23 protein-coding genes and 1 pseudogene are annotated in these 23169 nt (G+C 68.3%); 12 read left to right on the top strand and 12 right to left on the bottom strand.

All coding sequences use genetic code 11. The features are described from left to right. Nucleotides 1–10: 10 nt before the first annotated feature. The gene (locus tag ASD79_RS00120; RefSeq protein WP_056718913.1) at nucleotides 11–1102 is read left to right on the top strand and encodes a hypothetical protein; all 1092 of its coding nucleotides are present in this window, start codon (nucleotides 11–13) and stop codon (nucleotides 1100–1102) included. A gap of 52 nt (nucleotides 1103–1154) precedes the next feature. On the opposite strand, the gene ASD79_RS00115 is transcribed toward ASD79_RS00120, so the two are convergent. Then, nucleotides 1155–1580, bottom strand: coding sequence for an HIT domain-containing protein (locus tag ASD79_RS00115; protein WP_056718911.1), 426 nt, complete (start codon nucleotides 1578–1580; stop codon nucleotides 1155–1157). Next, a complete protein-coding gene (locus tag ASD79_RS00110; protein WP_056718910.1) occupies nucleotides 1573–2634 on the bottom strand; it encodes a MaoC family dehydratase in 1062 nt (353 codons plus the stop codon). Before ASD79_RS00110 ends, ASD79_RS00115 begins: the two co-directional genes overlap by 8 nt. A 134-nt stretch (nucleotides 2635–2768) precedes the next feature. On the opposite strand from ASD79_RS00110, the gene mdh reads away from it, so the two are divergent. After that, complete coding sequence (gene mdh / locus ASD79_RS00105) at nucleotides 2769–3731, top strand: malate dehydrogenase (RefSeq protein WP_056718908.1); 963 nt, start codon at nucleotides 2769–2771, stop codon at nucleotides 3729–3731. Between the two features lie 241 nt (nucleotides 3732–3972). On the opposite strand, the gene ASD79_RS00100 is transcribed toward mdh, so the two are convergent. Both ASD79_RS00100 and ASD79_RS00095 read right to left on the bottom strand, forming a co-directional pair. Continuing rightward, nucleotides 3973–4404, bottom strand: a complete 432-nt coding sequence (locus ASD79_RS00100; protein ID WP_056718906.1) for a CBS domain-containing protein — start codon at nucleotides 4402–4404, stop codon at nucleotides 3973–3975. 70 nt (nucleotides 4405–4474) lie between these two features. After that, entirely contained in the window at nucleotides 4475–5362 is an 888-nt protein-coding gene (locus ASD79_RS00095) for an SDR family oxidoreductase (RefSeq protein WP_056718904.1), read from the bottom strand. A gap of 97 nt (nucleotides 5363–5459) precedes the next feature. Between ASD79_RS00095 and ASD79_RS00090 the strand changes: the two genes are divergently transcribed. Together ASD79_RS00090 and ASD79_RS00085 are read left to right on the top strand one after the other, a co-directional pair. Continuing rightward, nucleotides 5460–5882, top strand: coding sequence for a helix-turn-helix domain-containing protein (locus ASD79_RS00090; protein WP_082584748.1), 423 nt, complete (start codon nucleotides 5460–5462; stop codon nucleotides 5880–5882). Nucleotides 5883–6012: 130 nt separating this feature from the next. Beyond that, complete coding sequence (locus ASD79_RS00085) at nucleotides 6013–6519, top strand: DUF1993 family protein (protein ID WP_056718900.1); 507 nt, start codon at nucleotides 6013–6015, stop codon at nucleotides 6517–6519. 300 nt (nucleotides 6520–6819) lie between these two features. On the opposite strand, the gene ASD79_RS00080 is transcribed toward ASD79_RS00085, so the two are convergent. Then, nucleotides 6820–7164: a hypothetical protein gene (locus tag ASD79_RS00080; protein ID WP_156400297.1), complete on the bottom strand. Its 345-nt coding sequence runs from the start codon at nucleotides 7162–7164 to the stop codon at nucleotides 6820–6822. A 354-nt stretch (nucleotides 7165–7518) separates the two neighbouring features. On the opposite strand from ASD79_RS00080, the gene ASD79_RS00075 reads away from it, so the two are divergent. From ASD79_RS00075 to ASD79_RS00065, 3 genes are all read left to right on the top strand, one after another. Then, nucleotides 7519–9939, top strand: coding sequence for a DNA translocase FtsK (locus ASD79_RS00075; protein WP_056718896.1), 2421 nt, complete (start codon nucleotides 7519–7521; stop codon nucleotides 9937–9939). Nucleotides 9940–10121: 182 nt separating this feature from the next. Beyond that, entirely contained in the window at nucleotides 10122–10775 is a 654-nt protein-coding gene (locus ASD79_RS00070; protein WP_056718894.1) for an outer-membrane lipoprotein carrier protein LolA, read from the top strand. Nucleotides 10776–11032: 257 nt separating this feature from the next. After that, nucleotides 11033–11839 (top strand): exodeoxyribonuclease III, encoded by an 807-nt coding sequence (locus ASD79_RS00065; RefSeq protein WP_056718892.1) that lies wholly within the window; start codon nucleotides 11033–11035, stop codon nucleotides 11837–11839. A gap of 107 nt (nucleotides 11840–11946) precedes the next feature. Here the strand turns inward: ASD79_RS00065 and ASD79_RS23050 are convergent. After that, nucleotides 11947–12048, bottom strand: a pseudogene (locus ASD79_RS23050) (DUF559 domain-containing protein); the annotation flags it as partial. Between the two features lie 651 nt (nucleotides 12049–12699). Here ASD79_RS23050 and ASD79_RS00055 point away from each other — a divergent pair. Next, entirely contained in the window at nucleotides 12700–12948 is a 249-nt protein-coding gene (locus tag ASD79_RS00055) for a hypothetical protein (RefSeq protein ID WP_056718891.1), read from the top strand. A gap of 95 nt (nucleotides 12949–13043) precedes the next feature. On the opposite strand, the gene dnaQ is transcribed toward ASD79_RS00055, so the two are convergent. Genes dnaQ through ASD79_RS00030 form a run of 5 tightly spaced genes read right to left on the bottom strand, consistent with a single transcriptional unit; the run spans nucleotide 13044 to nucleotide 16739 of the window. Next, on the bottom strand, nucleotides 13044–13760 hold the full coding sequence (gene dnaQ / locus ASD79_RS00050; protein ID WP_056718889.1) for a DNA polymerase III subunit epsilon: 717 nt from the start codon (nucleotides 13758–13760) through the stop codon (nucleotides 13044–13046). Nucleotides 13761–13766: 6 nt separating this feature from the next. After that, entirely contained in the window at nucleotides 13767–14390 is a 624-nt protein-coding gene (gene coaE / locus ASD79_RS00045) for a dephospho-CoA kinase (RefSeq protein ID WP_056718887.1), read from the bottom strand. Continuing rightward, a complete protein-coding gene (gene aroE / locus ASD79_RS00040; protein ID WP_056718886.1) occupies nucleotides 14387–15250 on the bottom strand; it encodes a shikimate dehydrogenase in 864 nt (287 codons plus the stop codon). Before aroE ends, coaE begins: the two co-directional genes overlap by 4 nt. Then, the gene (locus tag ASD79_RS00035) at nucleotides 15247–15840 is read right to left on the bottom strand and encodes a Maf family protein (protein ID WP_056718884.1); all 594 of its coding nucleotides are present in this window, start codon (nucleotides 15838–15840) and stop codon (nucleotides 15247–15249) included. Before ASD79_RS00035 ends, aroE begins: the two co-directional genes overlap by 4 nt. Continuing rightward, nucleotides 15837–16739 carry a pyruvate, water dikinase regulatory protein gene (locus ASD79_RS00030; RefSeq protein ID WP_056718882.1) on the bottom strand — a complete coding sequence of 301 codons (903 nt, stop codon included), beginning with the start codon at nucleotides 16737–16739 and terminating at the stop codon, nucleotides 15837–15839. Before ASD79_RS00030 ends, ASD79_RS00035 begins: the two co-directional genes overlap by 4 nt. Before the next feature lie 453 nt (nucleotides 16740–17192). Here ASD79_RS00030 and hemE point away from each other — a divergent pair, with 453 nt between their 5' ends. The 4 genes from hemE to rho all read left to right on the top strand — a co-directional run bounded on the left by hemE (nucleotide 17193) and on the right by rho (nucleotide 21437). After that, on the top strand, nucleotides 17193–18236 hold the full coding sequence (hemE, locus tag ASD79_RS00025) for a uroporphyrinogen decarboxylase (RefSeq protein WP_056718880.1): 1044 nt from the start codon (nucleotides 17193–17195) through the stop codon (nucleotides 18234–18236). Continuing rightward, a complete protein-coding gene (gene hemH, locus ASD79_RS00020; RefSeq protein WP_056718878.1) occupies nucleotides 18233–19279 on the top strand; it encodes a ferrochelatase in 1047 nt (348 codons plus the stop codon). Before hemE ends, hemH begins: the two co-directional genes overlap by 4 nt. Further along, the gene (locus ASD79_RS00015; protein ID WP_056718876.1) at nucleotides 19276–19743 is read left to right on the top strand and encodes a CopD family protein; all 468 of its coding nucleotides are present in this window, start codon (nucleotides 19276–19278) and stop codon (nucleotides 19741–19743) included. Before hemH ends, ASD79_RS00015 begins: the two co-directional genes overlap by 4 nt. 272 nt (nucleotides 19744–20015) lie before the next feature. Continuing rightward, nucleotides 20016–21437, top strand: coding sequence for a transcription termination factor Rho (rho, locus tag ASD79_RS00010; RefSeq protein ID WP_056718874.1), 1422 nt, complete (start codon nucleotides 20016–20018; stop codon nucleotides 21435–21437). A gap of 495 nt (nucleotides 21438–21932) precedes the next feature. Here rho and ASD79_RS00005 read toward each other — a convergent pair whose 3' ends face one another. Beyond that, nucleotides 21933–23063 (bottom strand): IS481 family transposase, encoded by a 1131-nt coding sequence (locus ASD79_RS00005; RefSeq protein ID WP_200952257.1) that lies wholly within the window; start codon nucleotides 23061–23063, stop codon nucleotides 21933–21935. Nucleotides 23064–23169: the final 106 nt, after the last annotated feature.

Below are 23169 nucleotides of genomic sequence, written 5' to 3'. Positions count from 1 at the left end.
CATCGGTTCAATGCGCGCCCTCCTGATCTTCCTGCTGGCGTTTTCCGCCACTCCGGTCCTCGCTCAAGAGGCTCCCGTCGCGACCGCGCCCAGCGTCCAGAGCGCTCCGGCCACGCCCCTTCCGTCCGCCCCGCCGGTCGTGGGCGACCCCCAGGCGGCGATTCCCCTGGTGGCCGCCCCGCCGGCGCCGGACACCGCGGTCTCGGCCGACCAGGCCGTCGATCCCCTGGCCGACCTGATCGCCCAGAGCGGACCACAGACCACCGACGAGGAGGAGCCGGCCGCCCAGGCCCCGCTGCCGCCGCACAAGCCGACCATCCTGCCGATCCCCGCGCCGGAGCCCCCGCCCGGACAGGCGCCCGCCCAGGCGGCTGGCGCCGCGCCCGGCGGCTACATGCCCATCGCCGAAGCCTATGACCTGCGGATCAAGGGTTCGATCCTCGCCGCCCAGGGCCTGCAAGGTCCGATGGACGGGGCCTGGTCGCTGAACGGACCCGACGGGGCGACGCTGTACGACCTGCAGATCGTCGACCCGGCCGGCGGCTATGGCGGGCTCGAGGGCGCCTGGCGCGACGTGCGGCGTCCCGGCGCCGTGGGCTCGACCGGCCTGATCGACTTCGTGGACCGTTCGACCGGCGAGTTGACGGCCCGCTTCTCGCCCCGGCCCGGCCAGTCGGCGACCGTCACCCTGCGGCCGCGCGGCGACGGGGCGTGGGTCGGCTCGCTGAGCGAGAACGGCGCCGACACCGCCGTCACCGCCCGCCGCGTGGCCCAGGCCACCCTGCCGCCCGGCTACGCGCCCGCCGGCCGAGGCCCGGTGATCTGGCCGCGCCCGGTCGTCGCCGCGCCCCGGGTGGTCGCCGAGGCCCCGGCCAGGGCGCCCGCCTGCTCGACCAAGGGCAAGAAGGGCAAGGCCCTGAAAGCCGCCAAGGCCAAGTGCGCCGCCGTCGCCAGGAAAGGCGGCAAGGGCAAGGCCGTGGCGGTGAAGGGCAAGAAGGGCGGCAAGGGCCCCACGCTGCGCGGCAAGACCTCGGCCAAGGGCAAGGCCGTGACGAGCAAGGGCAAGGCGACGGCGAAGAAGTCGGGGAAGAAGAAGCGTTAGGGATTGTCCGCTCATCCCGGCATTCGCCGGGATGAGCGGAACTTGTGGGGCTTCAGATCCCCAACGCCTGCCGCGCCGCCGCGACCGCCCGCTCCAGCGTCTCGGCCTCATAGGCCATCGCGGCCGAATGCCCCCACACCGGTCCCGGCCAGGCCGGGTCGCCGACCCGGCGGCCCAGGACGTGGACGTGCAGCTGCGGCGTGACGTTGCCGAGCGCGCCGACATTGAGCTTGTCGACGCCCAGGCCGAGCACGGCGGCGACCGCCCGGACGGCGGCGCCGGCCAGGACGGTTTCCTCGATCAGCCTCGCACGGTCGGTCGGGGACAGGTCCTCCAGCTCCCGCGCCTCGCCGACCCGGGGGATCAGCACCACCCACGGATAGCGGGCGTCCAGCTGCAGGCGGGCGTGGCACAGCGGGAGCTCGCCCAGTTCGGCGGCCGTGGCCACGAAGGCCGGGTCGAGGACGAACTCAGCCACGTTTCGGAACCGCCGCCCAGTAGTCGAAATCGAGGATGACGCCCGGCGCATAGGCCCCGGCCTCGTCCTTGTCCGGGAAGTCGGCGCACGGCCGGTCGACCGTCGCCACCAGCCGCAGGCGCAGGGCGCCGACCGAGGCGCCCCCAGACGCAGATAAGTCGGCCTTGTCGAGCACCTGGCTCCAGGCGAACACCGTGCCGCCGGCGAAATAGGGGCCGACGTGGCGGCCGCCGTTGATCGCCAGGATCAGGCCGGCGTTCTGCAGCCCGTTGAACGACAGGGCCTTGGCCGTCGAGATCACCACCCCGCCATAGACCAGCCGCCGGCCCGACGGGTCCTTGGACCGCTCGAACTGGTTGAAGTGGACCTTGGCGGTGTTCTGCCACAGCCGCGTGGCCATCTGGGCCTCGGCCTCCTCGACCACCATGCCGTCGACATGGTCGATCTTCTCGCCGACCGCGTAGTCCTCATAGGCGTGCGGGGCGCCGGCCAGGGCGAAGTCGTATTTGGCGAAGTTCAGGCCCGGCGGCGGGGTCAGGTGCTGGGCGGTCACCGCGCCGGCCAGTTGAGGCGTCACCTGGCCCTCGACCACCGCGCCCGGGTTGCGCCTGCGCACCATCACCCAGCGCACATAGCTCAGCACCGCCACGCCGCGCTGGTTGGCGCCGGTGGTGCGCACATAGACCACCCCGGTCTTGCCGTTGGAGTTCTCCTTCAGCCCGATCACCTCCGAACGCGCCGTCAGGGTGTCGCCCGGATACACCGAGGCCAGGAACCGACCCTCGGCATAGCCGAGGTTGGCGACGGCGTTGAGGCTGATGTCGGGCACGGTCTTGCCGAACACTACGTGGAAGGCGATCAGCGGGTCGACCGGCGCGCCGGCCAGGCCGCAATCGGCGGCGAAGACGTCGGACGAGAACAGCGAAAACCGGGGGCCGTACAGCGCCGTGTACAGCGCCACGTCGCCCGCCGTGATCGTGCGCGGGGTGGCGTGGACGATCACCTGGCCAAGCTTGAAGTCCTCGAAATAGTTCCCCGGATCGGTCTTGCTCATCCCCGTGCGTCCTTATCGTTGTTCACACAGTCTTGCCGCACCGCAGCGAAACGGGAAAGGGGGCTTGAGGCCGAGCCTTAGCGGGCGTAGACCGCGCCCCGACATTACTCGTCCACAGCCCTGACGGAGACCCCATGGCTCGCGCGAAGATCGCCCTCATCGGCGCCGGCATGATCGGCGGCACCCTGGCCCACATCGCCGCTCGTGAAGAACTCGGCGACGTGATCCTGTTCGACATCGCCGAGGGCACGCCCCAGGGCAAGTCGCTCGACATCGCCGAAGCCTCGGCCGTGTTCGGCAAGGACGTCGTCCTGAAGGGCGCCAATTCGTACGAAGAGATCGCCGGGGCCGACGTCTGCATCGTCACCGCCGGCGTGCCGCGCAAGCCGGGCATGAGCCGCGACGACCTGCTGGGCATCAACCTGAAGGTCATGAAGGCCGTCGGCGAAGGGATCAAGCAGCATGCCCCCAACGCCTTCGTCATCTGCATCACCAACCCGCTGGACGCCATGGTCTGGGCCCTGCAGCAATTCTCGGGCCTGCCCAAGGAAAAGGTCATCGGCATGGCCGGCGTCCTGGACTCGGCGCGCTTCGCCTACTTCCTGGCCGAGAAGACCGGCGTGTCGGTGGAAGACATCCACGCCTGGACCCTGGGCGGCCACGGCGACGACATGGTGCCGATGGTCCGTCACTCGACGGTCGGCGGCCTGCCGCTGCCGGACCTGGTCAGCCAGGGCTGGATGACCCAGGAAGAGCTCGACGGCATCGTCAAGCGCACGCGCGGCGGCGGCGGCGAGATCGTCGCCCTGCTGAAGACCGGCTCGGCCTTCTACGCCCCGGCCGAAAGCGCCATCGCCATGGCCACCAGCTACATCAAGGACAAGAAGCGCGTCCTGCCCTGCGCCACCTTCCTGACCGGCCAGTACGGCCTGGAAGGCCTCTATGTCGGCGTGCCGGTCGTGATCGGCGCCGGCGGCGCGGAGCGGGTCATCGAGTTCGAAACCAACGACGAAGAAAAGGCGATGTTCGCCAAGTCGGTCGAGTCGGTGAAGGGCCTGATGGAAGCCTGCAAGGCCATCGACCCGTCGCTGGTCTAGGCTTTCCGAGCTTTCAGACACAAGGAAGGGCGGCTCCTCGCGGGGCCGCCCTTTTTCTTTTCGCCCTCTCCCAGCGGGAGAGGGAGGGGCCCGCCGCGTAGCGGTGGGAGGGTGAGGGTGAGGGATCACGCCCTCAACGTTTTCTCCGAGCGCCCTGCCGGCACGCCGGCCGACGTCTTAACCCCTCATCCTCCCACGCCTATCGGCGCGGGCCCCTCCTTCTCCCTCTGGGAGAAGGTTTCTACTGCGTCGCATCCGCCGGCTCCGCCGAAATCTCCTCCAGCGTCTTGCCCACCTGCTTGGCGCCGTAGTCCTTGGCCACGTCGCCCAGCGACAGGATGCCGGTCAGCTTGCCGGCCTCGTCGAGCACGATCAGGCGGCGGATCTGGTGGCTGGCCATCTTGGCGGTGGCGTCGGCCAGGATGTCGTCCTCCTTGACGCTCTGGACCTCGCCCTCGCTCATCGCCTCGGAGATGGGGCTGTCGAAGCTGCGGCCCTCGGCGACCACGCGCAGGACGATGTCGCGGTCGGTGACCAGGCCCACCACCTTGCCGTCCAGGACGATCGGCACGGCGCCGGTTTCGACGTGGGCCATCACCTGGGCGACCTTGCGGACGCTGTCGGTTGGGGCGGCGGTGGAGACCTGGCTGGTCATGGCGTCGCTGACTTTCATCGGGGAGCTCCTGGTGGAGTGAATGGGACCCCTACGAAACCCCCGCGACGCCGCGCCTGTTCCGCTTCGCCTAGACCAGCGCCGCCCGGTTGGCCTCCAGGAACGCCTGGACCGAGGTCGGCGCCCGCCCGGTCAGGGTCTCGACCACGTCGGTGACGATGGCGTGCTGGCCCTGGCTGGCGGCCTGGTCGAAATCGGCCAGCACATCGACGACGAACGGCGGCAGGCCGCCGGCCGCCAGGCCTTGGCGCAGGACGTCCAGCGGCAGGTTCTGGTGCGCCACGGGCTTGCCCGACAGCTGCGACAGCAAGGCGGCGACCTGGTCCTGGGTGACGGCGGCGGGGCCGGAGACGTCGAGGATCTGGCGACCTTCGCCCTTGATCAGGGCCGCCGCGTCGGCGCGGGCGCAGTCCTCGCGGGTGACATAGGCGCGGCCGGCCCCGGCGGTGGCCGAATGGAGCAGGCCGCTGGACAGGGCCTGGCCGGCGCCCTGCAGGATCAGCTCGGCATAGAGGTTGTGGCGCAGGATGGTCCAGCCCAGGGTCGGGCTGGCGGCCAGGGCCTGCTCGGTCCAGAAGTGGTCGTCGATCACCCCGCCGCCCACCTGCGGCCTTGTGCCGGGGGCCGAGGTGTAGACCACGTGCTTGACGCCAGCCGCCGTGGCGGCGGCGACGGCGGCGCGGTGCTGGGCGATGCGCTGGCCGGGCTGGCCCAGGGCGTCGGTGCTGACCAGCAACAGGCGATCGACGCCGGCGAAGGCCTGGGTCAGTGAGGCCGGATCGTCGAAGTCGGCCCGGCGGGTCTCGACGCCGCGCGCCGCCAGGTCGGCCAGCTTGGCGGGATCGCGGCTGGCGGCGACGATGTCGCCGGCCCCGGCCTCGAGCAGCAGTTCGACCACGCGACGGCCCAGTTGGCCGCCCGCGCCGGTGACCAGGAGGCGGGGAGAGGAGGCGCTCATGGGTCTGTCCTTTTCTGTGGTCTCGAAATGAGACCACGTGTAGATGTGAGACCTAGGCGACGCCGTAAAGACGGCAGTTTTGTGGGAGATAGGCACCTTGAGGGAACCACCCAGCGCGGCGGCGAGCCTCGCCCACACCTTCCAGTGCTGGATGTCGGCGACCGACCTCAGCCCGGCCGCCTGCCCGGTGCGCGACGTGATCGACCATCTGGGCGACAAGTGGAGCACCCTGTTGCTGATCGCCCTGGCCGACGGGCCGCGCCGGTTCGGCGTCCTGCGCCGGACGGTGCCCGACATCTCGCAGCGCATGCTGACCCAGACCCTGCGCGACCTGCAGCGCGATGGCCTGATCGCTCGCCAGGTGTTCCCGACCAAGCCGCCCAGCGTCGAATACAGCCTGTCGCCGATGGGGACCTCGTTGCTGGAGCCCCTGGCCGTGCTGGTGACCTGGGCCGAGCGCAACCACGCCGACATCCGCGCCGCCCGGACCCGCTACGACGCCGAGGCGGCGGCGGCGTAACTCGGCCTCCAAAACTCGTCATCCCCGCCGTTTGGGTCCCCCGAACAAGTCGGAGGATGACGATGTGGAGGATGCTTTCAACCCAACCCCGACACACGCTAACCAGCCCACATCCCATCCCGGAGTTCCCATGACCCTCACCATCCACCAGGCCAGCGTTTCGGTCTTCGTCCAGGGCCTCAAGGGCCTGAAGGGCGTGCTGACCAAGGCCGCCGCACATGTTGACGCGAAGAAACTCGACCCCGAGTCCTTGCTGAAGGCCCGGCTCTATCCCGACATGTTCCCGCTGCTGCGCCAGGCGCAGATCGCCACCGACTTCGCCAAGGGTTGCGCCGCGCGCCTGGCCGGCGAGGAAGTTCCGGCCTGGGACGACACCGAGACCAGCTTCGAGGACCTGATCGCCCGCGTCGATCGCGCCATCGCCTATGTCGAGGGCCTGGACGCCGCCCGGTTCGCGGGCGCCGAGGACCGCGACATCACCCTGGTGCGACGCGGCGAGACCAGCGTGGTCAAGGGCCTGGCCTATCTGCAGGGCCAGGCCCAGCCCAACTTCTTCTTCCACCTGACCACCGCCTACGCGATCCTGCGCAAGAACGGCGTCGAGATCGGCAAGAAGGACTATCTGGGCACGGCCTGAGAACGAAGGGTCGGTTCCGGCGGCTAAGGCCGCCGCCGGAACGCCCACACCAAGGTCGCCAGGGCGGTGAACACCCCCGCGACCGCCGACAGAATGATCGGCAACTGACTCAACAACTCCTTGTCCATGACCGGCGCCCAGCTGACCCGCCAACCAGCGGCGGGTTACGCGCCAGAATGACTCCCGGCCACGTCGAGTCCGGACGTATGTTCTCTTTTTGTTCTATTCCAGCCGCGTTGGGAAGGTTGACCACGCATCCGCCAGGCCTGTCGGCGCGAGCGACCGATCGCTAGCCGGATTTCAAGGCCTCATCTCGATATAGAGGACACCCTCCGTATCGGGCGTCGGCTGATCGCAGGCGCCGCTGCCCCAGACGACGATCGATTTATGCGCCGTGGCGGCGGTCAGAAGCGTCGACAGCATCGCCTGGCCGGCGGGGGTCGTGATATTGAAGGCAAATCTCGTCGGAAACGCGGCTCCGCAACTTGGCCGCGGCGACCTCTGCCCGTCCACCTCGAACATGGCGAAGCCTGCAGTGGCTGACAGCACAACAGTTACAGTGCTCGGTCCGGTCGACGAGGCATTCGCTTCCGATCCCGCCAAAGTACAGAACAAGGCCGCGGCGACTGCGGCGGTTCTTTTCATGTTCACCATCGAAATTGTCCCCTCGCAAGATTGCACCAATGCCTGGCTCCGACGTAGCGTCCGCCAGTAAAATCGTCACGGCGGGCTTTATACAAATCGCCGCCGCCCGGCAACGATCACGCGTGCTACTCTGAAGGACCAAACTCGACGCGATCAATTCGCCTGTCCTCGGCGGATGGGAGCCCGGACCTGTTCCGAGGAGCATGGTCCAAAGGGTGCGCGGGGACGGGAAGTCTCTTGCCCAAGGGTCGCGAACCCGCGACCTCAAACCACATCGCCACACCGTCAGCGTAAACGCCCCTTAACCCTCTTGCGGCACAACTGCCCGGGTCTACGAGTGCAAGGTGACTGTCCATGGCGCGAGCGGCGCGGCGATCGAGCGTTGAACTGGTCTGGGACGCGGTGCGCTACGGCTGGGCTCAGCCGTGGTCGGCGCGGTTCCGCGGTGGGGTGATCTGCGTGGTCGGGGCCGGCCTGCTGCTGGCGGTCGCCACCTACAACGCCACCGACCCCAGCTTCAACGCCGCCACCGGCCTGCCGGCCACCAACGCCCTGGGCGGACCCGGGGCGGCCCTGGCCGACATCGTCATGCAGTCGCTGGGCCTGAGCGGCTGGGTCGCCGCCCTGCTGATGCTGGTGTTCGGCATGACCCGGGTCTCGCAGGCCGATCCGGCCGCCCATCGCCGCGACCTTCGCCTCCGCGCCCTGGTCGGCGGCCTGGGCCTGCTGGCCCTGGCCGGCCTGCTGGCCGCCCCGCCGACCCCCGCCGTCTGGAAGCTGGCCCGCGGCCTGGGCGGCTTCTGGGGCGACGGCCTGCTCAACACGGTGGCCGGACTGCTGGCCTTCGCCCGCCTGCCCGGCGCCCACCTGATCGCCGCCCTGCTGCTGGGAATCGGGGCCGCCGTGGCCCTGGGCTACGCGATCGGCCTGCGCCGCATCGACCCCGAAGCGGTGGCCGACGCCCTGCATGGCCTGATGCAGCCGCGCGAACGCGCTGCGGCCCCCGCCGCGCCTCAACCCGAACCGGCCGCCGCCCGTCCCCGCGCCCCGCGCAAGGCGGCCGCCCCGGTGATCGAGGCCGCGCCCGAAGCCGCCCAGATTCCGCGCCGCGCCGGCAAGCCGGCCAAACCCGCGCCGGCCGAGGACGACGACGCCTTCGAGCCGAGCTTCGAGGTCCGCCCCCTGGCCATCGCCCAGCCCAAGACCCCCAACCGCGTCAACACCCGCGAGCAGCGCGAACAGCAGAAGGCCTTCGACTTCACCGACGAGGGCGGCTTCCAGCTGCCCGAGCTGGCCATGCTGGCCAAGCCCAAGCCGCGCTCGGCCGAGTTCGACGAAGAGGCCCTGCGCCAGAACGCCCGCCTGCTGGAAAGCGTGCTGGCCGAGTTCGGCGTGCGTGGCCAGATCGACCAGATCCGCCCCGGCCCGGTGGTCACCATGTACGAGCTGGTGCCGGCCGCCGGCACCAAGACCGCTCGGGTCGTGGCCCTGGCCGACGACATCGCCCGCTCGATGAGCGTGATCTCGTGCCGCGTGGCCGTGGCCCAGGGCCGCAACGCCATCGGCATCGAGATGCCCAATTCGCGCAAGGAGACGGTCTATCTGCGCGACCTGCTGTCGTCCGCCGACTACGACAAGGCCACCCACAGCCTGCCGATGGCCCTGGGCGAGACGATCGGCGGCGAGACCTACATCGCCGACCTGGCCAAGATGCCCCACCTGCTGATCGCCGGCACCACCGGCTCGGGCAAGTCGGTGGGCGTCAACGCCATGATCCTGTCGATCCTCTACAAGCTGCCGCCCGAGAAGTGCCGCTTCATCATGATCGACCCGAAGATGCTGGAACTCAGCGTCTATGACGGCATCCCGCACCTGCTGGCCCCGGTGGTCACCGATCCCAAGAAGGCGGTCGTGGCCCTGAAATGGACCGTGCGAGAGATGGAGGACCGCTATCGGCGGATGTCCAAGATCGGCGTGCGCAACATCGCCGGCTATAACGAGAAGGCCAACGAGGCGCTCGACAAGGGCGAACATTTTGAACGTACCGTGCAAACGGGGTTCGATGACGCCGGCCGGCCGATCTACGAGACCGAGAAGATCCGCCCCGAGGCCATGCCGTTCCTGGTGGTGGTCATCGACGAAGTCGCCGACCTGATGATGGTGGCCGGCAAGGACATCGAAGGCGCCGTGCAACGCCTGGCCCAGATGGCCCGCGCCGCCGGCATCCACCTGATCATGGCCACCCAGCGCCCGTCGGTCGACGTGATCACCGGCACCATCAAGGCCAACTTCCCGACCCGGATCAGCTTCCAGGTCACCAGCAAGATCGACGCCCGCACCATCCTGGGCGAGCAGGGCGCCGAACAGCTGCTGGGCCAGGGCGACATGCTGTACATGGCCGGCGGCGGCCGCATCACCCGCCTGCACGGCCCGTTCGTGTCGGACGGCGAGGTCGAGGCGGTGGCCAAGTTCCTGCGCGACCAGGGCATCCCCAACTATCTGGAGGAGGTCACGGCCGGCGGCGACGAGGAACAGGAAGAGGCCATCGAGGGCGCCTTCGCGGGCGGCGACGGGGCCAACGACCTCTACGACCACGCCGTGGCGGTGGTCACCCGCGACCGCAAGGCCTCGACCAGCTACATCCAGCGCCGCCTGCAGATCGGCTACAACCGCGCCGCCTCGCTGATGGAGCGCATGGAGAAGGAGGGCGTGGTCGGCGCCGCCAACCATGCCGGCAAGCGGGAGATCCTGGCGCCGCCCCCGCCGCCGATGTAGCGCGACCTGGACGGGGACACACACTCGCGGCAAGACCTCGGCGAGATTTCATGGGGCCTTGCCGCGAGTGTGTGTCCCCAGCCGTCGATGAACGACGCTTCATCCGCGCGCCGGAAAATGGTCTCGCGACGGCCTTTCGTCGGACGCGCGGGCAGGGCAAAGGTGGGAGGCTAGGAGATCGCATGACCACCACGACCCCGACCCGCCGCTTCGTCCTCGCCGCCGCCGGCTTCGGCCTGGCGACCGCCCTGAGCGGCCAGGCCCTGGCGGCTCAGCAAGCCGCCGCCGTGCTGTCGGCCGACGACCAGGCCCTGGTCGACAAGGCCACGGTCTATATCCAGACCCTCGGCTCGGCCAAGGGCCGGTTCGTCCAGACCGACGCCCGCGGGACCCGGACCCAGGGAACGATCTGGCTGCAACGCCCCGGCAAGGCGCGCTTCGCCTATGACGGCCCGGCCGGCCTGCTGGTGGTTTCCAACGGCAACAACGTCAACATCTTCGACAGCCGGCTGAAGACCTTCGAGAGCTATCCGCTGAGCCGCACGCCGCTGGCCCTGCTGCTGGCCCGCGAGGTGCGGCTGGATCGCGGCGTGACCATCACCGGCGTGCGCAAGCTGGCCGACGGCTTCACGATCACCGCCCAGGACGCCAAGCGCCAGACGCTGGGCCGCATCAGCCTCGACTTTGGCGCCGACGCCGCCCTGATGGGCTGGACCGTCACCGACGTGAAGGGCGGAGAAACCCGCGTGCGCCTGGTCGACTTCGAGAAAACCTCGGGCCTGGATCCCAAGCTGTTCGTCCTTACCGATCCTCGCCGCCGCGTCGGAAAGCCTTAGTTGTATTATGACGCTTAAACCGCGCCAAAATGCGACAATTTCACAACATGCAAGTTTGGATTGCGATTGCGCTTGACTTAGTCGTGCGGCGTGGCAGATTTAACACGCATGGCGAGGAGCGCCCGACCCGCTCTTCGCAACCGTGCCGGACACTATCCCCTCCCGGCGGCGGCATGAGAGACCCGACTTTCGCCCGGACGCTTCGTGCGTCCGGGCGTTTTTCTTTGCCGGGCCCCGAAACCAAGGTAGGGAGCGGCATGCGCCTTCGTATCGCCACCTGGAACGTCAACTCCGTCCGCCTGCGCGCCGAGCAGGCCGCCCGCTTCGTCGACGAGCAGGGCCCCGACGTGCTGTGCATGCAGGAGATCAAGTGCCAGGAGGGTGAGTTCCCCCGCCAAGCCTTCATCGACATGGGCCTGCCGCACCTGAAGATCATGGGCCAGAAGGGCTGGCACGGCGTGGCCATCGCTTCGCGCCTGCCGCTGGAGGACGCTCCGGTCCTCGACGCCTGCCGCGAGGGCCACGCCCGCTGCGTCTCCGCGACCGTCGCCGGCGTCGAGATCCACAACTTCTACATCCCGGCCGGCGGCGACACGCCCGACCGGGCCTTGAACCTGAAGTTCGACCACAAGCTCGACTTCTACGAGACCCTGACCACCGAGATGAAGAAGCGCGACCCCAAGGCGCCGCTGATCCTGACCGGCGACCTCAACGTGGCCCCCGGCGAGAACGACGTCTGGAGCCACCGCCAGATGTCGAAGATCGTCAGCCACACGCCTATTGAGTTGGAGGCCTTTGCAGGCCTCGTGGGCTCGATGGACTTCCTCGACCTGCCGCGCCTGGCCACGCCCGAGCCAGACAAGCTGTTCAGCTGGTGGAGCTACCGCGCCGCCGACTTCCGCAAGTCCAACCGCGGCCTACGCCTCGACCACATTCTCGCCAGCCCGGGCCTGCGCGACGCGGCGTTCATCGACGGCAAGGTCTCGTCGCGGGTCCACGACACGGTGCGCGAGTGGGAACGGCCCAGCGACCACGCGCCGGTGACGGCGGACTTGCTGGTCTAGGGGCGGTGGTCAGCTTTCCGCGTTGGCGGAAGGCGACAGCCTTCTTGAACCCTCTCTCATGGAGAGAGAGGGAGGGGCCCGCCGCGAAGCGGTGGGAGGGTGAGAGGTTACAGGCTCGCCGAACGGAGCGCCGTCAGGATGTCGTCCGCCGTTCCACCGGGATCGGCCAGGACCTGCTCGTTGCGGAACCTTAGGACGACGTATCCGAACAACACCAGGATCTCGTTGGTGGTCTTGTCCATGGGCAGAGTCTGGCTGGGCAACTTGGGCCGATCAACGAAAGGAATCGAGATTTTCCGGCAGCGGTGAAACCTCTCACCCTCCCACCGCCTGCGGCGGCGGGCCCCTCCCTCTCTCTAAGAGAGAGGGTTTTCGATGGGCGGCTTCCGCCCGGTCCCCGAACGGGGATCCAGCCGTGTCTATCCCCGCCGGCGTCACAAACAACCCCAACGATCTCAACGCCCTGAAAAATAATCAGCGTCACCGATCCGCCAGGGTTCGGACCGCGCGCACAATCGATCCTGTCTCCGTCGCGGAGGAGGGCGCTTGGTACCGACCCGAAGCGGCGATGGAGATGGAACCGAGCGGGGCCGCCTGGGCCTGGCGATCGGACCGCGGCGGGCGTCCGAGGGGGAACGTCGACCGGGATGAAACAGGCCCTCAGTCGCCGTCCCTTGAGAATAACGGTTTCGCGGAGCGGTCGGTCCACGCCGAAACGCAACACAACACTCACGGTCTCCGGGCCTGGCCCGGCCGCTCCGCGCCTCCTCACCCACTCGCGGCGAAAGCCCGAGGTCGCCGCGCCATGGCTGGGGACGGGCGCATGCGCCTGTCCCTGACATAGAAGAAAGGACCCCACCATGCCCAAGTCCAAGCCCCCTCGTCGCCGCAAGATCCGCCGAGGCAACGACCTTCGCGTCCTGATGCTCGAAGGAGTCCGGGCCGCACTGGCGCTGAATGACGCTCTGTTGGAAAAGATCGACGAGATCGTCAGCCGAACGCCACCGGGTCAGCGGAAGACTGCCTTGCTGGCCCTGCGGGCGGAGGTGAAATCGCATCGGCCGGGCCTGCTGGAGAGCCGGGCCGACGCCATGACGCCCTTGGTCTAGTGGAGGTCTGGTATCCCGGCCGGGGACATGCACTTGTGCGTGTCCCTAACCGACGCAGGGCATGATGGGGACACGCACAAGTGCATGTCCCAGCCTCAGCCCTCGACGACGATCCCGACGCCGAACTGGATCCAGACAGCCTTGTCCTTGAAGTTCTTCTGGACGAAGGCGGCGTGGATCTGGCGCTCTTCCTCGGTCGAGCGCGGGGCCAGCGGCCGGGGCCGCGCGCCGTAGGCGCCCTGCCGCGCCGCCGACACGGCGTTGACGGCGACCACCGCCGTCAGCTCCAGCGCCCGTTCCTTGCCGCCCTGCAGCTCGAGATAGACCTCGGCCAGCAGGTGAGCGTCGATCAGCGCCCCGTGCTTGTCGCGGCTGTCGAGGCTGATCTTGAACCGCTTACAGAGCGCGTCGAGCGAGTTGTACATGCCCGGAAAGCGCTTCTTGGCCATGGCCAGGGTGTCGATCCAGCGACTTTCCGGCAGCGGCCCGCGATTGCACTTCTCCAGCTCGAAATTGACGAAGCTGCGGTCGAAGGCGGCGTTGTGGGCGATGACCGGCGCGTCGCCGACGAATTCCAGGAACCGGTCGGCGATCTCGTGGAACTTCGGCTTGCCGGTCAGGAACTCGGACGACAGGCCGTGGACCTTCTGGGCCTCGGCCGGCATGTCGCGCAGCGGGTCGCAATATTCGTGGAACGACCGCCCGGTGGGCATGTAGTCGACCACCTCGATGCAGCCGATTTCCACCAGCCGGTCGCCGGTCTTCGGATCGAAGCCGGTGGTTTCGGTATCGAGGATGATTTCCCGCGCCATCCGATTTCAATGAGCCGCTTCGTCGTCGCCATCAAGCGCGGGCGGCGTCCGCAGCCGCGACAGGAGGTCGCGAACCTGTTGATGGGCGTGTTCCAGGCTCTGTCCGGTGTCGATGACGAAGTCGGCGCGGGCCCGCTTCTCGGCGTCGGGCGTCTGGCGGGCCAGGATGGCCTCGAACTTGGCCTCGTCCATGTCGGGCCGGGCCAGGACCCGCCGGCGCTGCTGGTCGGCGGGGGCGGAGACCACCACCACCTTGTCGACCTTCCTGTCGCCGCCGGTCTCGTAGAGCAGGGGGACGTCCAGCACCACGATGTCGGCCCCCGCCTGGATGGCGGCTTCGAAGAACCCGGCGCGGTCGGCGCCGACCAGCGGATGGACGATGGCTTCCAGGGCTTTCAGGGCTTCGGGTTTGCCGACCACCCGCTGGCTCAGCCTGGCGCGATCGATCGCCCCATCGACCACGACGCCGGGAAACGCCGCCTCGACCGGCCCCACCGCCGCGCCGCCCTGGGCGTAGAGCGCGTGGACGGCGGCGTCGGAATCGTAGACCGGCACGCCCTCGGCGACGAACATCCTGGACGTCGTCGACTTGCCCATGCCGATCGATCCGGTCAGGCCCAGGATGATCATTGAGAAGTCTCGCCCAGCTGGGCCAGGGCCAGGGCCCGCACATCGACGGAAGCCGGCGGCGCGGCGCCGAAGAAGGCCTCGAAGCTCGGAACGGCCTGGCGCAGCAGCATCTCCAGCCCGTCCACCGTGCGGCGGCCGGCCTGTTCGGCGCGTTGCAGGAACTCGGTGCGCAGCGGCTTGTAGACCATGTCCATGACCACGGCGGCCTTCGGGGTCAGCTCGAGGCGCGCCTCCGGGCCCGCGCCGCCGCCGAGACCCAGCGAGGTGGCGTTGATCACCAGACCCGCCCCGGCCAGCAGGGTGTCGAGCTCGCGGTCGGACGCCGCCTCGACCACGCCGCCGATCGTCCGGGCGATGGCCTGGGCCCGAGCCACGGTGCGGTTGACGATGCTGACCTTGGGCGCGCCGGCCAGGGCCAGGGCGGCGGCCGCCCCGCGCGCCGCGCCGCCGGCCCCGAGGATCACCACCGGCGCGGCCGTCAGCTCGAAGCCCGGCGCCTGGACGGCAATCGCCTCGATCAGGCCAGGCCCGTCGGTGTTGTCGGCGACGATCGTTCCGTCGGTTTCGAAGACCAGCAGGTTGGCGGCGCCGGCCAGCCGGGCCAGGTCGCTGCAGCGGTCGGCGCAGGCCAGGGCCTGCTCCTTGAACGGCATGGTGACGTTGAGCCCGCGGATCGCCCCGCCGCGCAGGCCTTCGACAAAGCTTTCGAACTGCTCTTCGCCCGGTCCGAACGGCACATAGGCGGCGTTCAGCCCGGCGGCGGCGATCCAGGCGTTGTGGATCACCGGGCTCATGGACTGGCGGACCGGCCGGCCGCAGATGCCGGCGACGACCGCCGCGCCCGTGATGGTCGCGCTCATGCTTGCAGGGCTCCGTGCAGACGCAGGAAATCGAACAATCGCGTCACCGGCAGGCCGAGGATGCCGAAATAGTCGCCCTCGATGCGGTCAAACAACTGCACACCCTCGCCCTCGAGCAGGTAGCAGCCAACCGACCACAGGATGTCGGGGCTGTTGCGTTCGAGATAGCCGTCCAGCCAGGCGTCGCTGAAATCGCGGACCGACAGCTTGGCGGTCTCGACCACGCGCCAGATCGGCTGGCCGTCACGGGCCACCACCACGGCCGAGTGCAGCTTGTGGGCCTTGCCGCGCAGCTGGAGCAGGCGCTCGCGGGCCGCCTCGAGGGTATCGACCTTGTCCAGCAACACACCGTCCAGGTCCAGCGTCTGGTCGGAGCCGATCACCAGGCCGGGCCGCTTGGTCGAGACCTTGAACGCCTTCATCTCGGCCAGGGCGTCGGCGACGTCGCGCGGCGTCGCGCCCTCGGCCAGCAGGCCGGCCTTGGCCGCCTCCTCGTCGACGCCGGGCGACACGGCCTCGAAGGCGACGCCGGCGTTGCGCAGGATCGCCTGGCGTGTGGCGCTGGTCGAGGCCAGGGTCAGGGCGGTCAACCCAGCACCTCGACCTGGCCGCGGCCGCCGGACAGCAGGTTGATGATCGCCGCGGCCGTCTCCTCGACCGAGCGCCGGGTGACGTCGATGATCGGCCAGCCCATCTTCTCGAACAGCCGGCGGGCGGCGATGATCTCGGCCCGCACCGCGTCGGTGTCGATATAGTCGCTCTCGCGGTTCTCCTTCAGCGACAGCAGGCGGTTGCGGCGGATCTGGATCAGCCGTTCGGGCGAGGTCATCAGGCCGACGATCAGCGTGCTCTTCAGCTGGAACAGCTCCTCGGGCGGCGGCCGTCCCGGCACCAGCGGCACATTGGCGGCCCGCACGCCGCGATGGGCCAGATAGATGCAGGTCGGGGTCTTGGAGGTGCGCGACACCCCCACCAGGATCACGTCGGCCTGGGTCAGGTCCTGGCCGCCCTGGCCATCGTCATGGGCGATGGCGTAGTCGAGCGCCTCGATCCGGTCGAAATAGTCGTTGTTCAGCGCGTGCTGGGCGCCGACCCGGGTCGAGATCCGCGCGCCCAGATAGCGCGACATGGCGCTGACCACCGGGTCGAGCGCGGCGATGCACGGCATTTCCAGCCGGCGGCAGCCCTCTTCCAGCGCCGCGCGCAGATTGGGATCGATGATCGTGTGCATCACCACCCCCGGCGCGCCGCCGATTTCCTCGAGCGCCCGGTCCAGTTGGCGGGTGGAGCGCACCAGGGCGTAGATGTGCTCGATCGGCAGGATGTCGGTGAAGCGAGCGCAGACCGCCCTGGCCATGGCGTTCAAGGTCTCGCCCGTGGAGTCCGACACCAGGTGGATATGGAAGTAGGTGGCGAACCTCGGCGCGGCGCGTTCGCCCTCAGCCTGGCCGGTTTCCTGTGGATCATCCGTTAACGGTTGCTTAACCACTCGCTTGGCCTCTGGGGATGAGCGGGGGTGAATCCCGCGCCGTTACGGCTTGACCGGCCACCCCTGTGTTAAACGGTCACGTTGACTCCGGACAATCCCCAGTCTCGGATTGCTTGCACAAGCCGTGAAATCTCGATTCCCCCAAGCGCGGGATGAGTCCGCGCTCATGGTTACGCCGCCATTCACCATCTTAACGTTTCGTTAGTAATTTCGAAGGGCTACCGGACTGTCCCCATAGTTCACAGGCTCGAACCCACATGTGGGCCAAGCTGGGATGGATATGAGATGGGCGGGGGGCATGGTGCGCCGCAACGGGGTTTTCCCCGTTAGGCACTTGCTCACCATCTCCTACAAACTTCCTTAAAATCTTCTTAAAGATAAGAAGAAGGGAAGAAAGGCCTCCGGGGAGATACGGGCTTGAGCCCACGGGCCTGACGGGATTTAAGGCCCATCATGACGACGTCCTCGATCTCCCCTGGCCAAAAGCCCAAGCTCCTTTCCGTCCTGGATGGCCAGACCGCCGAGCGGCCGCCCGTGTGGTTCATGCGCCAGGCCGGACGCTATCTGCCGGAGTATCGGGCGGTTCGGGCCACCGAGCCGACCTTCATCGATTTCTGCCTGAACCCGGAAAAGGCCGCCGAGGTCACTCTGCAGCCGATGCGACGGTTCCCCTATGACGCCGCCATCGTCTTCGCCGACATCCTGCTGATCCCCCAGGCCCTGGGCCAGAAGGTGTGGTTCGAGGCGGGGGAGGGACCCAAGCTGGGCGAACTTCCGTCGATCGAGTCGATGGCCGAACTGACGGGCCAGGCCGGCCAGGCGCTGGGCGCGGTGGGCGAGACCCTGAGCCGGGTCCGGGCCGCCCTGGAGCCGGATCGGGCGCTGATCGGCTTCGCCGGCGCGCCGTGGACGGTGGCGACCTACATGATCGAGGGCGGATCCAGCGACCGCAGCGGCGCGCGGACCTTCGCCTATCTGAACCCCGACAAGCTTGACCGCCTGATCCAGGTGCTGGTCGATGCGACAGTGGACTATCTGGCCATGCAGGCGCGGTCCGGCGCCCAGGTGCTGAAGCTGTTCGAGAGCTGGGCCGAGGGCCTGTCCGAACCGCAGTTCGAGCGCCTGGTGGTCAAGCCGCACACGGCGATCGTCGAAGGCCTGCGCGCCAAGGGCGTGACCACTCCAGTGATCGGTTTCCCCCGCGGGGCCGGAACCCTGGTCGAGACCTACGCCAAGATCGTGCCGGTGCAGGGCGTGGCGCTCGACACCCAGGCTTCGGCGGCGCTGGGCCAGTCGATCCAGAAGACCAAGACCATCCAGGGCGCGCTGGATCCCTTGCTGTTGCGGGCCGGCGGCGACGCGCTGCTGGCCCGGGTTGACCAACTGCTCGAGCAATGGTCCGGCGGCCCCTACATCTTCAACCTCGGCCATGGCATCCTGCCCGACACGCCGATCGCCCATGTCGAGGCGGTGCTGGCCCGGGTCACCGGTAAATGACCAAGCGGAAGATCGCCGTCGTCCTGTTCAACCTGGGCGGACCCGACGGTCCGGACGCCGTGCGGCCTTTCCTGTTCAACCTGTTCCGTGATCCGGCAATCATCGGAATCCCGGCCCTGCTGCGCTATCCGATCGCCGCCCTGATCGCTGGCGCGCGCACCAGGCTGGCCAAGGAGAACTACGCCTTGATGGGCGGTGGTTCGCCCCTGCTGCCGGAGACGGAAAAGCAGGCGAGGGCGCTGGAGGCCGACCTGGCCGCGCGCTTCCCGGAGGCCGAGGCCCGCTGCTTCATCGCCATGCGCTACTGGAAGCCGCTGACCGACCAGACCGCCAAGGCCGTGAAGGCCTTCGCCCCGGACGAGGTCGTGCTGCTGCCGCTCTATCCGCAGTTCTCGTCGACCACGACCGGCTCGTCGCTGAAGGCCTGGAAGCGCGCCTATCGCAGGGGTCCAGGCCGGGTTTCGACCGTCTGCTGCTATCCCACCGACGATGATTTCATCCAGGTCCATGCCGACCTGATCGAGGCGGCCTATGACAAGGCTGGTCGGCCGGGTCCGGCGCGGCTGCTGTTCTCGGCCCACGGCCTGCCGGAAAAGGTCATCGAAGCGGGCGACCCTTACCAGCGACAGGTCGAGGCCACCGCCGCGGCCGTCGCCGCCCGGCTGGGCGAGGACTGGGACTGGCGGGTGACCTACCAGAGCCGGGTCGGGCCGATGAAGTGGATCGGCCCTTCGACCGAGGACGAGATCAAGGCGGCCAGCGCCCAGGGCCTGGCCCTGGTGGTGACGCCGATCGCCTTCGTCTCCGAGCACATCGAGACCCTGGTCGAGCTCGACCACGAGTATCGCGCGGCGGCTTTCGAGGCCGGTTGCCCAGTCTACATCAGGGTTCCAGCCCTGGGCGTCGCGCCAGGCTTCATCCGTAGCCTGGGCCGCATCGTACAGGCCGCGCTTGCCTCGCCCGCCCCCGTGGCCGCCGCCTGCGCCTGGCGCTGCGGCGGCGATCGCATTCAATGTCCCAACCCGCAAGGAGCCCGGGCGTGATCGACTTCCTGGTCGCCAACTTCAACCTGATCCGCGGGCTGCACATCGTCTTCGCGATGGCCTGGATCGCCGGCATGCTGATCCTGCCGCGGCTGTTCGTCTACCACATGAAGTCCGAGCGCGGCTCCGAGATGGATGCCGTGTTCAAGCTGGCCGAACTGCGGACGATGAAAATCATCATCAATCCGGCGATGATCCTGACCTTCGCCATGGGCCTGTTGCTGATCCTGGCCAACAGCCAGATCCGCGGCTGGAGCTTCCTGGCTCAGCCCTGGATGCTGACCAAGATCGCCACCCTGCTGTTCCTGTTCGGCTGGCACGGCTTCATGTCGAAGTCGCGCCGGCTGTTCGCCGGCGACCTCAACACCCGCAGCGAAAAGTTCTGGCGGATGACCAACGAGCTGCCGTTCCTGGCGGCGATCGTCATCGTGCTTTCTGTGACGACGAAGTTCCTCAATCACTGATCCCACGGTCGTCATCTCCCCGCTCCGCTTGACCCGGCGGGCCGCTTGTGGTTCCCATCCAGCCAGGCGCGGCGCCCAGGCTCCGCGTTCCCGCCTTTCACGGGCCGGCGCTCGTCCTGATGCGCCCCCGGAGCCCCGCTCCGAAGGTCCGTTCCCCAGATCCGATACGCGCCGTCGTCATGGCGCGAACCCTCGGCGCTCTCCAGCGACGAGCAAGCAAGAACCAAGGCTCGGCTCGCACCTTCGCGGGCCGCGCGACGTTGAGTGTCACTATGACCGATCAAACTGAAAACCAGACCGAGACCGCCAACGGGGCCGAAGAGCCCATCGTCGATACGACGACCCTGGCCGCCTCGGTCGACCCGCAAGGCGACGACGCCGGCGGCGACGAAGACTCCGAAGTCGGCGCCACCGTGGCGGCGATGGGTCTGAAGACCATGTCCCTGCAGGAGCTGAAGGAGAAATCCCCGGCCGACCTGCTGGCCTTCGCCGAGACCTTCGAGGTCGAGAACGCCAACTCCATGCGCAAGCAGGACATGATGTTCGCGATCCTCAAGACCCTCGCCGAGGAAGGCGTGGAGATCTCGGGCTCGGGGACCATGGAAGTGCTGCAGGACGGCTTCGGCTTCCTGCGCTCGCCGGAAGCCAATTACCTTCCGGGTCCGGACGATATCTATGTCTCACCCTCGCAGATCCGCAAGTTCGGCCTGCGCACCGGCGACACCATCGACGGCGCCATCCGCGCGCCGCGCGAGGGCGAGCGCTACTTCGCCCTGACCGGCGTGGCCCTGATCAATTTCGAGAGCCCCGACAACGTCAAGCACAAGGTCCACTTCGACAACCTGACGCCGCTCTATCCCGAAGAGCGCCTGCACATGGAACTGCCCGATCCGACCATCAAGGATCGCTCGGGCCGAGTCATCGACATCGTGGCCCCGCTCGGCAAGGGCCAGCGCTGCCTGATCGTCGCCCCGCCGCGGGTCGGCAAGACGGTGATGCTGCAGAACATCGCCAAGTCGATTGAGACCAACCACCCCGAGTGTTACCTGATCGTCCTGCTGATCGACGAGCGCCCGGAAGAAGTCACCGACATGCAGCGCACGGTGAAGGGCGAGGTCATCGCCTCGACCTTCGACGAACCGGCGACCCGCCACGTCCAGGTGGCCGAGATGGTCATCGAGAAGGCCAAGCGCCTGGTCGAGCACAAGCGTGACGTCGTCATCCTGCTGGACTCGGTCACCCGCCTCGGCCGCGCCTACAACACCACTGTCCCGTCGTCGGGCAAGGTGCTGACCGGCGGCGTCGACGCCAACGCCCTGCAGCGCCCCAAGCGCTTCTTCGGCGCGGCGCGCAATGTGGAGGAGGGTGGCTCGCTGTCGATCATCGCCACCGCCCTGATCGACACCGGCAGCCGGATGGACGAAGTGATCTTCGAAGAGTTCAAGGGCACCGGTAACTCGGAAATCGTGCTTGATCGGAAAGTGGCTGACAAGCGCATCTTCCCGGCCATCGACGTGCTGAAATCCGGCACCCGCAAGGAAGAGCTGATCACCCCGCGCGACCAGCTGCAGAAGACCTACGTCCTGCGCCGCATCCTCAACCCGATGGGCGCCTCGGACGCCATCGAGTTCCTGCTCGAAAAGATGCGCCAGTCGAAGACCAACGGCGATTTCTTCCAGTCGATGAACACCTAGGACGGCCACGGCGCCAGATTGTCGCACGTGAAACATTGAGGGCGGCCGGTGTGAACCGGCCGCCTTTTCTGTTGCTGCCGCCGACACCTCCCCAGAGGGGAGGATCAAAGTCGCCCGGAAGGAGCCGTCAGCGACTCCGACAGATCCTGGAACAGGCCGGTTTGTACCTCCCGGCCCCGTCGACCCGCCCGGGGATTGAGCGCCGTCGATCCCCCTGGAACCCCTCTCTCTTTGAGAGAGGGAGGGCCCCGCCGCGAAGCGGTGGGAGGGTGAGAGGTTTCACCGCTTGCCGGCGTGCCGGCAGGGCTTTTGGTATGAACCTGCGAGGGGTGTAACCCCTCTCCCTCCCACGCCTGCGGCGCGGGCCCCTTGTCCAGCGGATAGAGAGGTGACGATTTAGCCCGGTTGGATGGGTGACAGTTTTTGGCCTCTGTGGTCGAGGAGCCCGATGGGTTCCTGGTAGAACCANTGTCCAGCGGATAGAGAGGTGACGATTTAGCCCGGTTGGATGGGTGACAGTTTTTGGCCTCTGTGGTCGAGGAGCCCGATGGGTTCCTGGTAGAACCAGACGCACCATCCTTGCTCGGTCTGTTCGACGCCGACGCCCTCGCCGGCGAGGGCGGAGCTGATGTGGACGCTGGCGCCGCGCAGCCTGATCTCGCCGTTGGGGCGGACCCGCCGGGTGATCATGCCGGCGGGATAGTCGGGGTCGGCGAGCCTGCTTGGCATCTGGCGTGGCGAGGGGGCGTAGAAGTTGGCGGGCGGGGTTTGGCCCAGGGCCTGGTGAGGCCGTTCATGGTTGTAGTCGTGGCGGAAGGCGTCGAGGCGCCGAGCCTGGGCGGTGCGCGTCCGGGCGGCGGGCCGCATGGCTTCGAGGAGGGTGCGATGCAGGCGCTCCAGGCGGCCGTTCTGCTGGGGGCGCCCAGGCGTGATCCGTTCGGGATGAATGCCCAGCTTGATCCACCAGACCGACAGGCGGGTCAGGCCGGTGGCCCCGGTCGAGGCGAAGGGCTGACCGTTGTCCGAGCGGATCACACGCGGCAGGCCATAGGTCCTGAAGGCCCGCTCCATAACCGGCTTGGCCTGGTCGGCCCGGATGCTGGAACCCGCCGAGGCCGCCAGCAGGAAGCGGCTGTAGGTGTCGGCCAGGGTCAGCGGTTCGCAGCGGCCGCCGTCGCCCAGCACGATCCAGCCCTTGTGATCCACCGCCCAGACGTGGTTGGGCTCCTGGGCCGCCGTCAGCACTCCGGGATAGGGCGGCGGGCGGCGGCGAAGCCGGCGGCCGGACACAAGTCCCGCCCGCTTGAGGATCTCGTGGGCCGTCGAGTGCGAGGGCCATGCCAGGTCCGGATGAAGCATCCCGAGCTTGGCCATGATCTTGCGCGGCCCCCAAGTCGGGCGCGCCCGTCGAAGATCGACGATCTTCTCCACCAGATCCGCCGCCGTCGCCCGGCCATGGTCCAGTGGCGCGCGCGATCGCTCGGCCAGGCCGGCGATCCCCGCCGCCTCGTAGCGCTCCGCCCACTTGTACCCGGTCTTGCGGCTGATCCCGTAGAGCTCGCAAAGCTCCGTGCGAGACACCTCCCCGCCCAGCCAATCGCCCATAAACCGTATCCGTTCGTCCATGGCACAGCGCTCTCGCCACGGCATCGCACAGCCCTCCAACCTATCAGGCGAGAACTGTTACCCATCTATCCGGGCTGGTCTGTCACCTCTCTATCCGGGCTGAACA

Origin of the sequence: Caulobacter sp. Root655 (assembly GCF_001427665.1) — a bacterium.
GTDB lineage: Bacteria > Pseudomonadota > Alphaproteobacteria > Caulobacterales > Caulobacteraceae > Caulobacter.
Note: the sequence above shows the minus strand (reverse complement) of the source record. Positions and strands in the feature narration are given on the sequence as shown.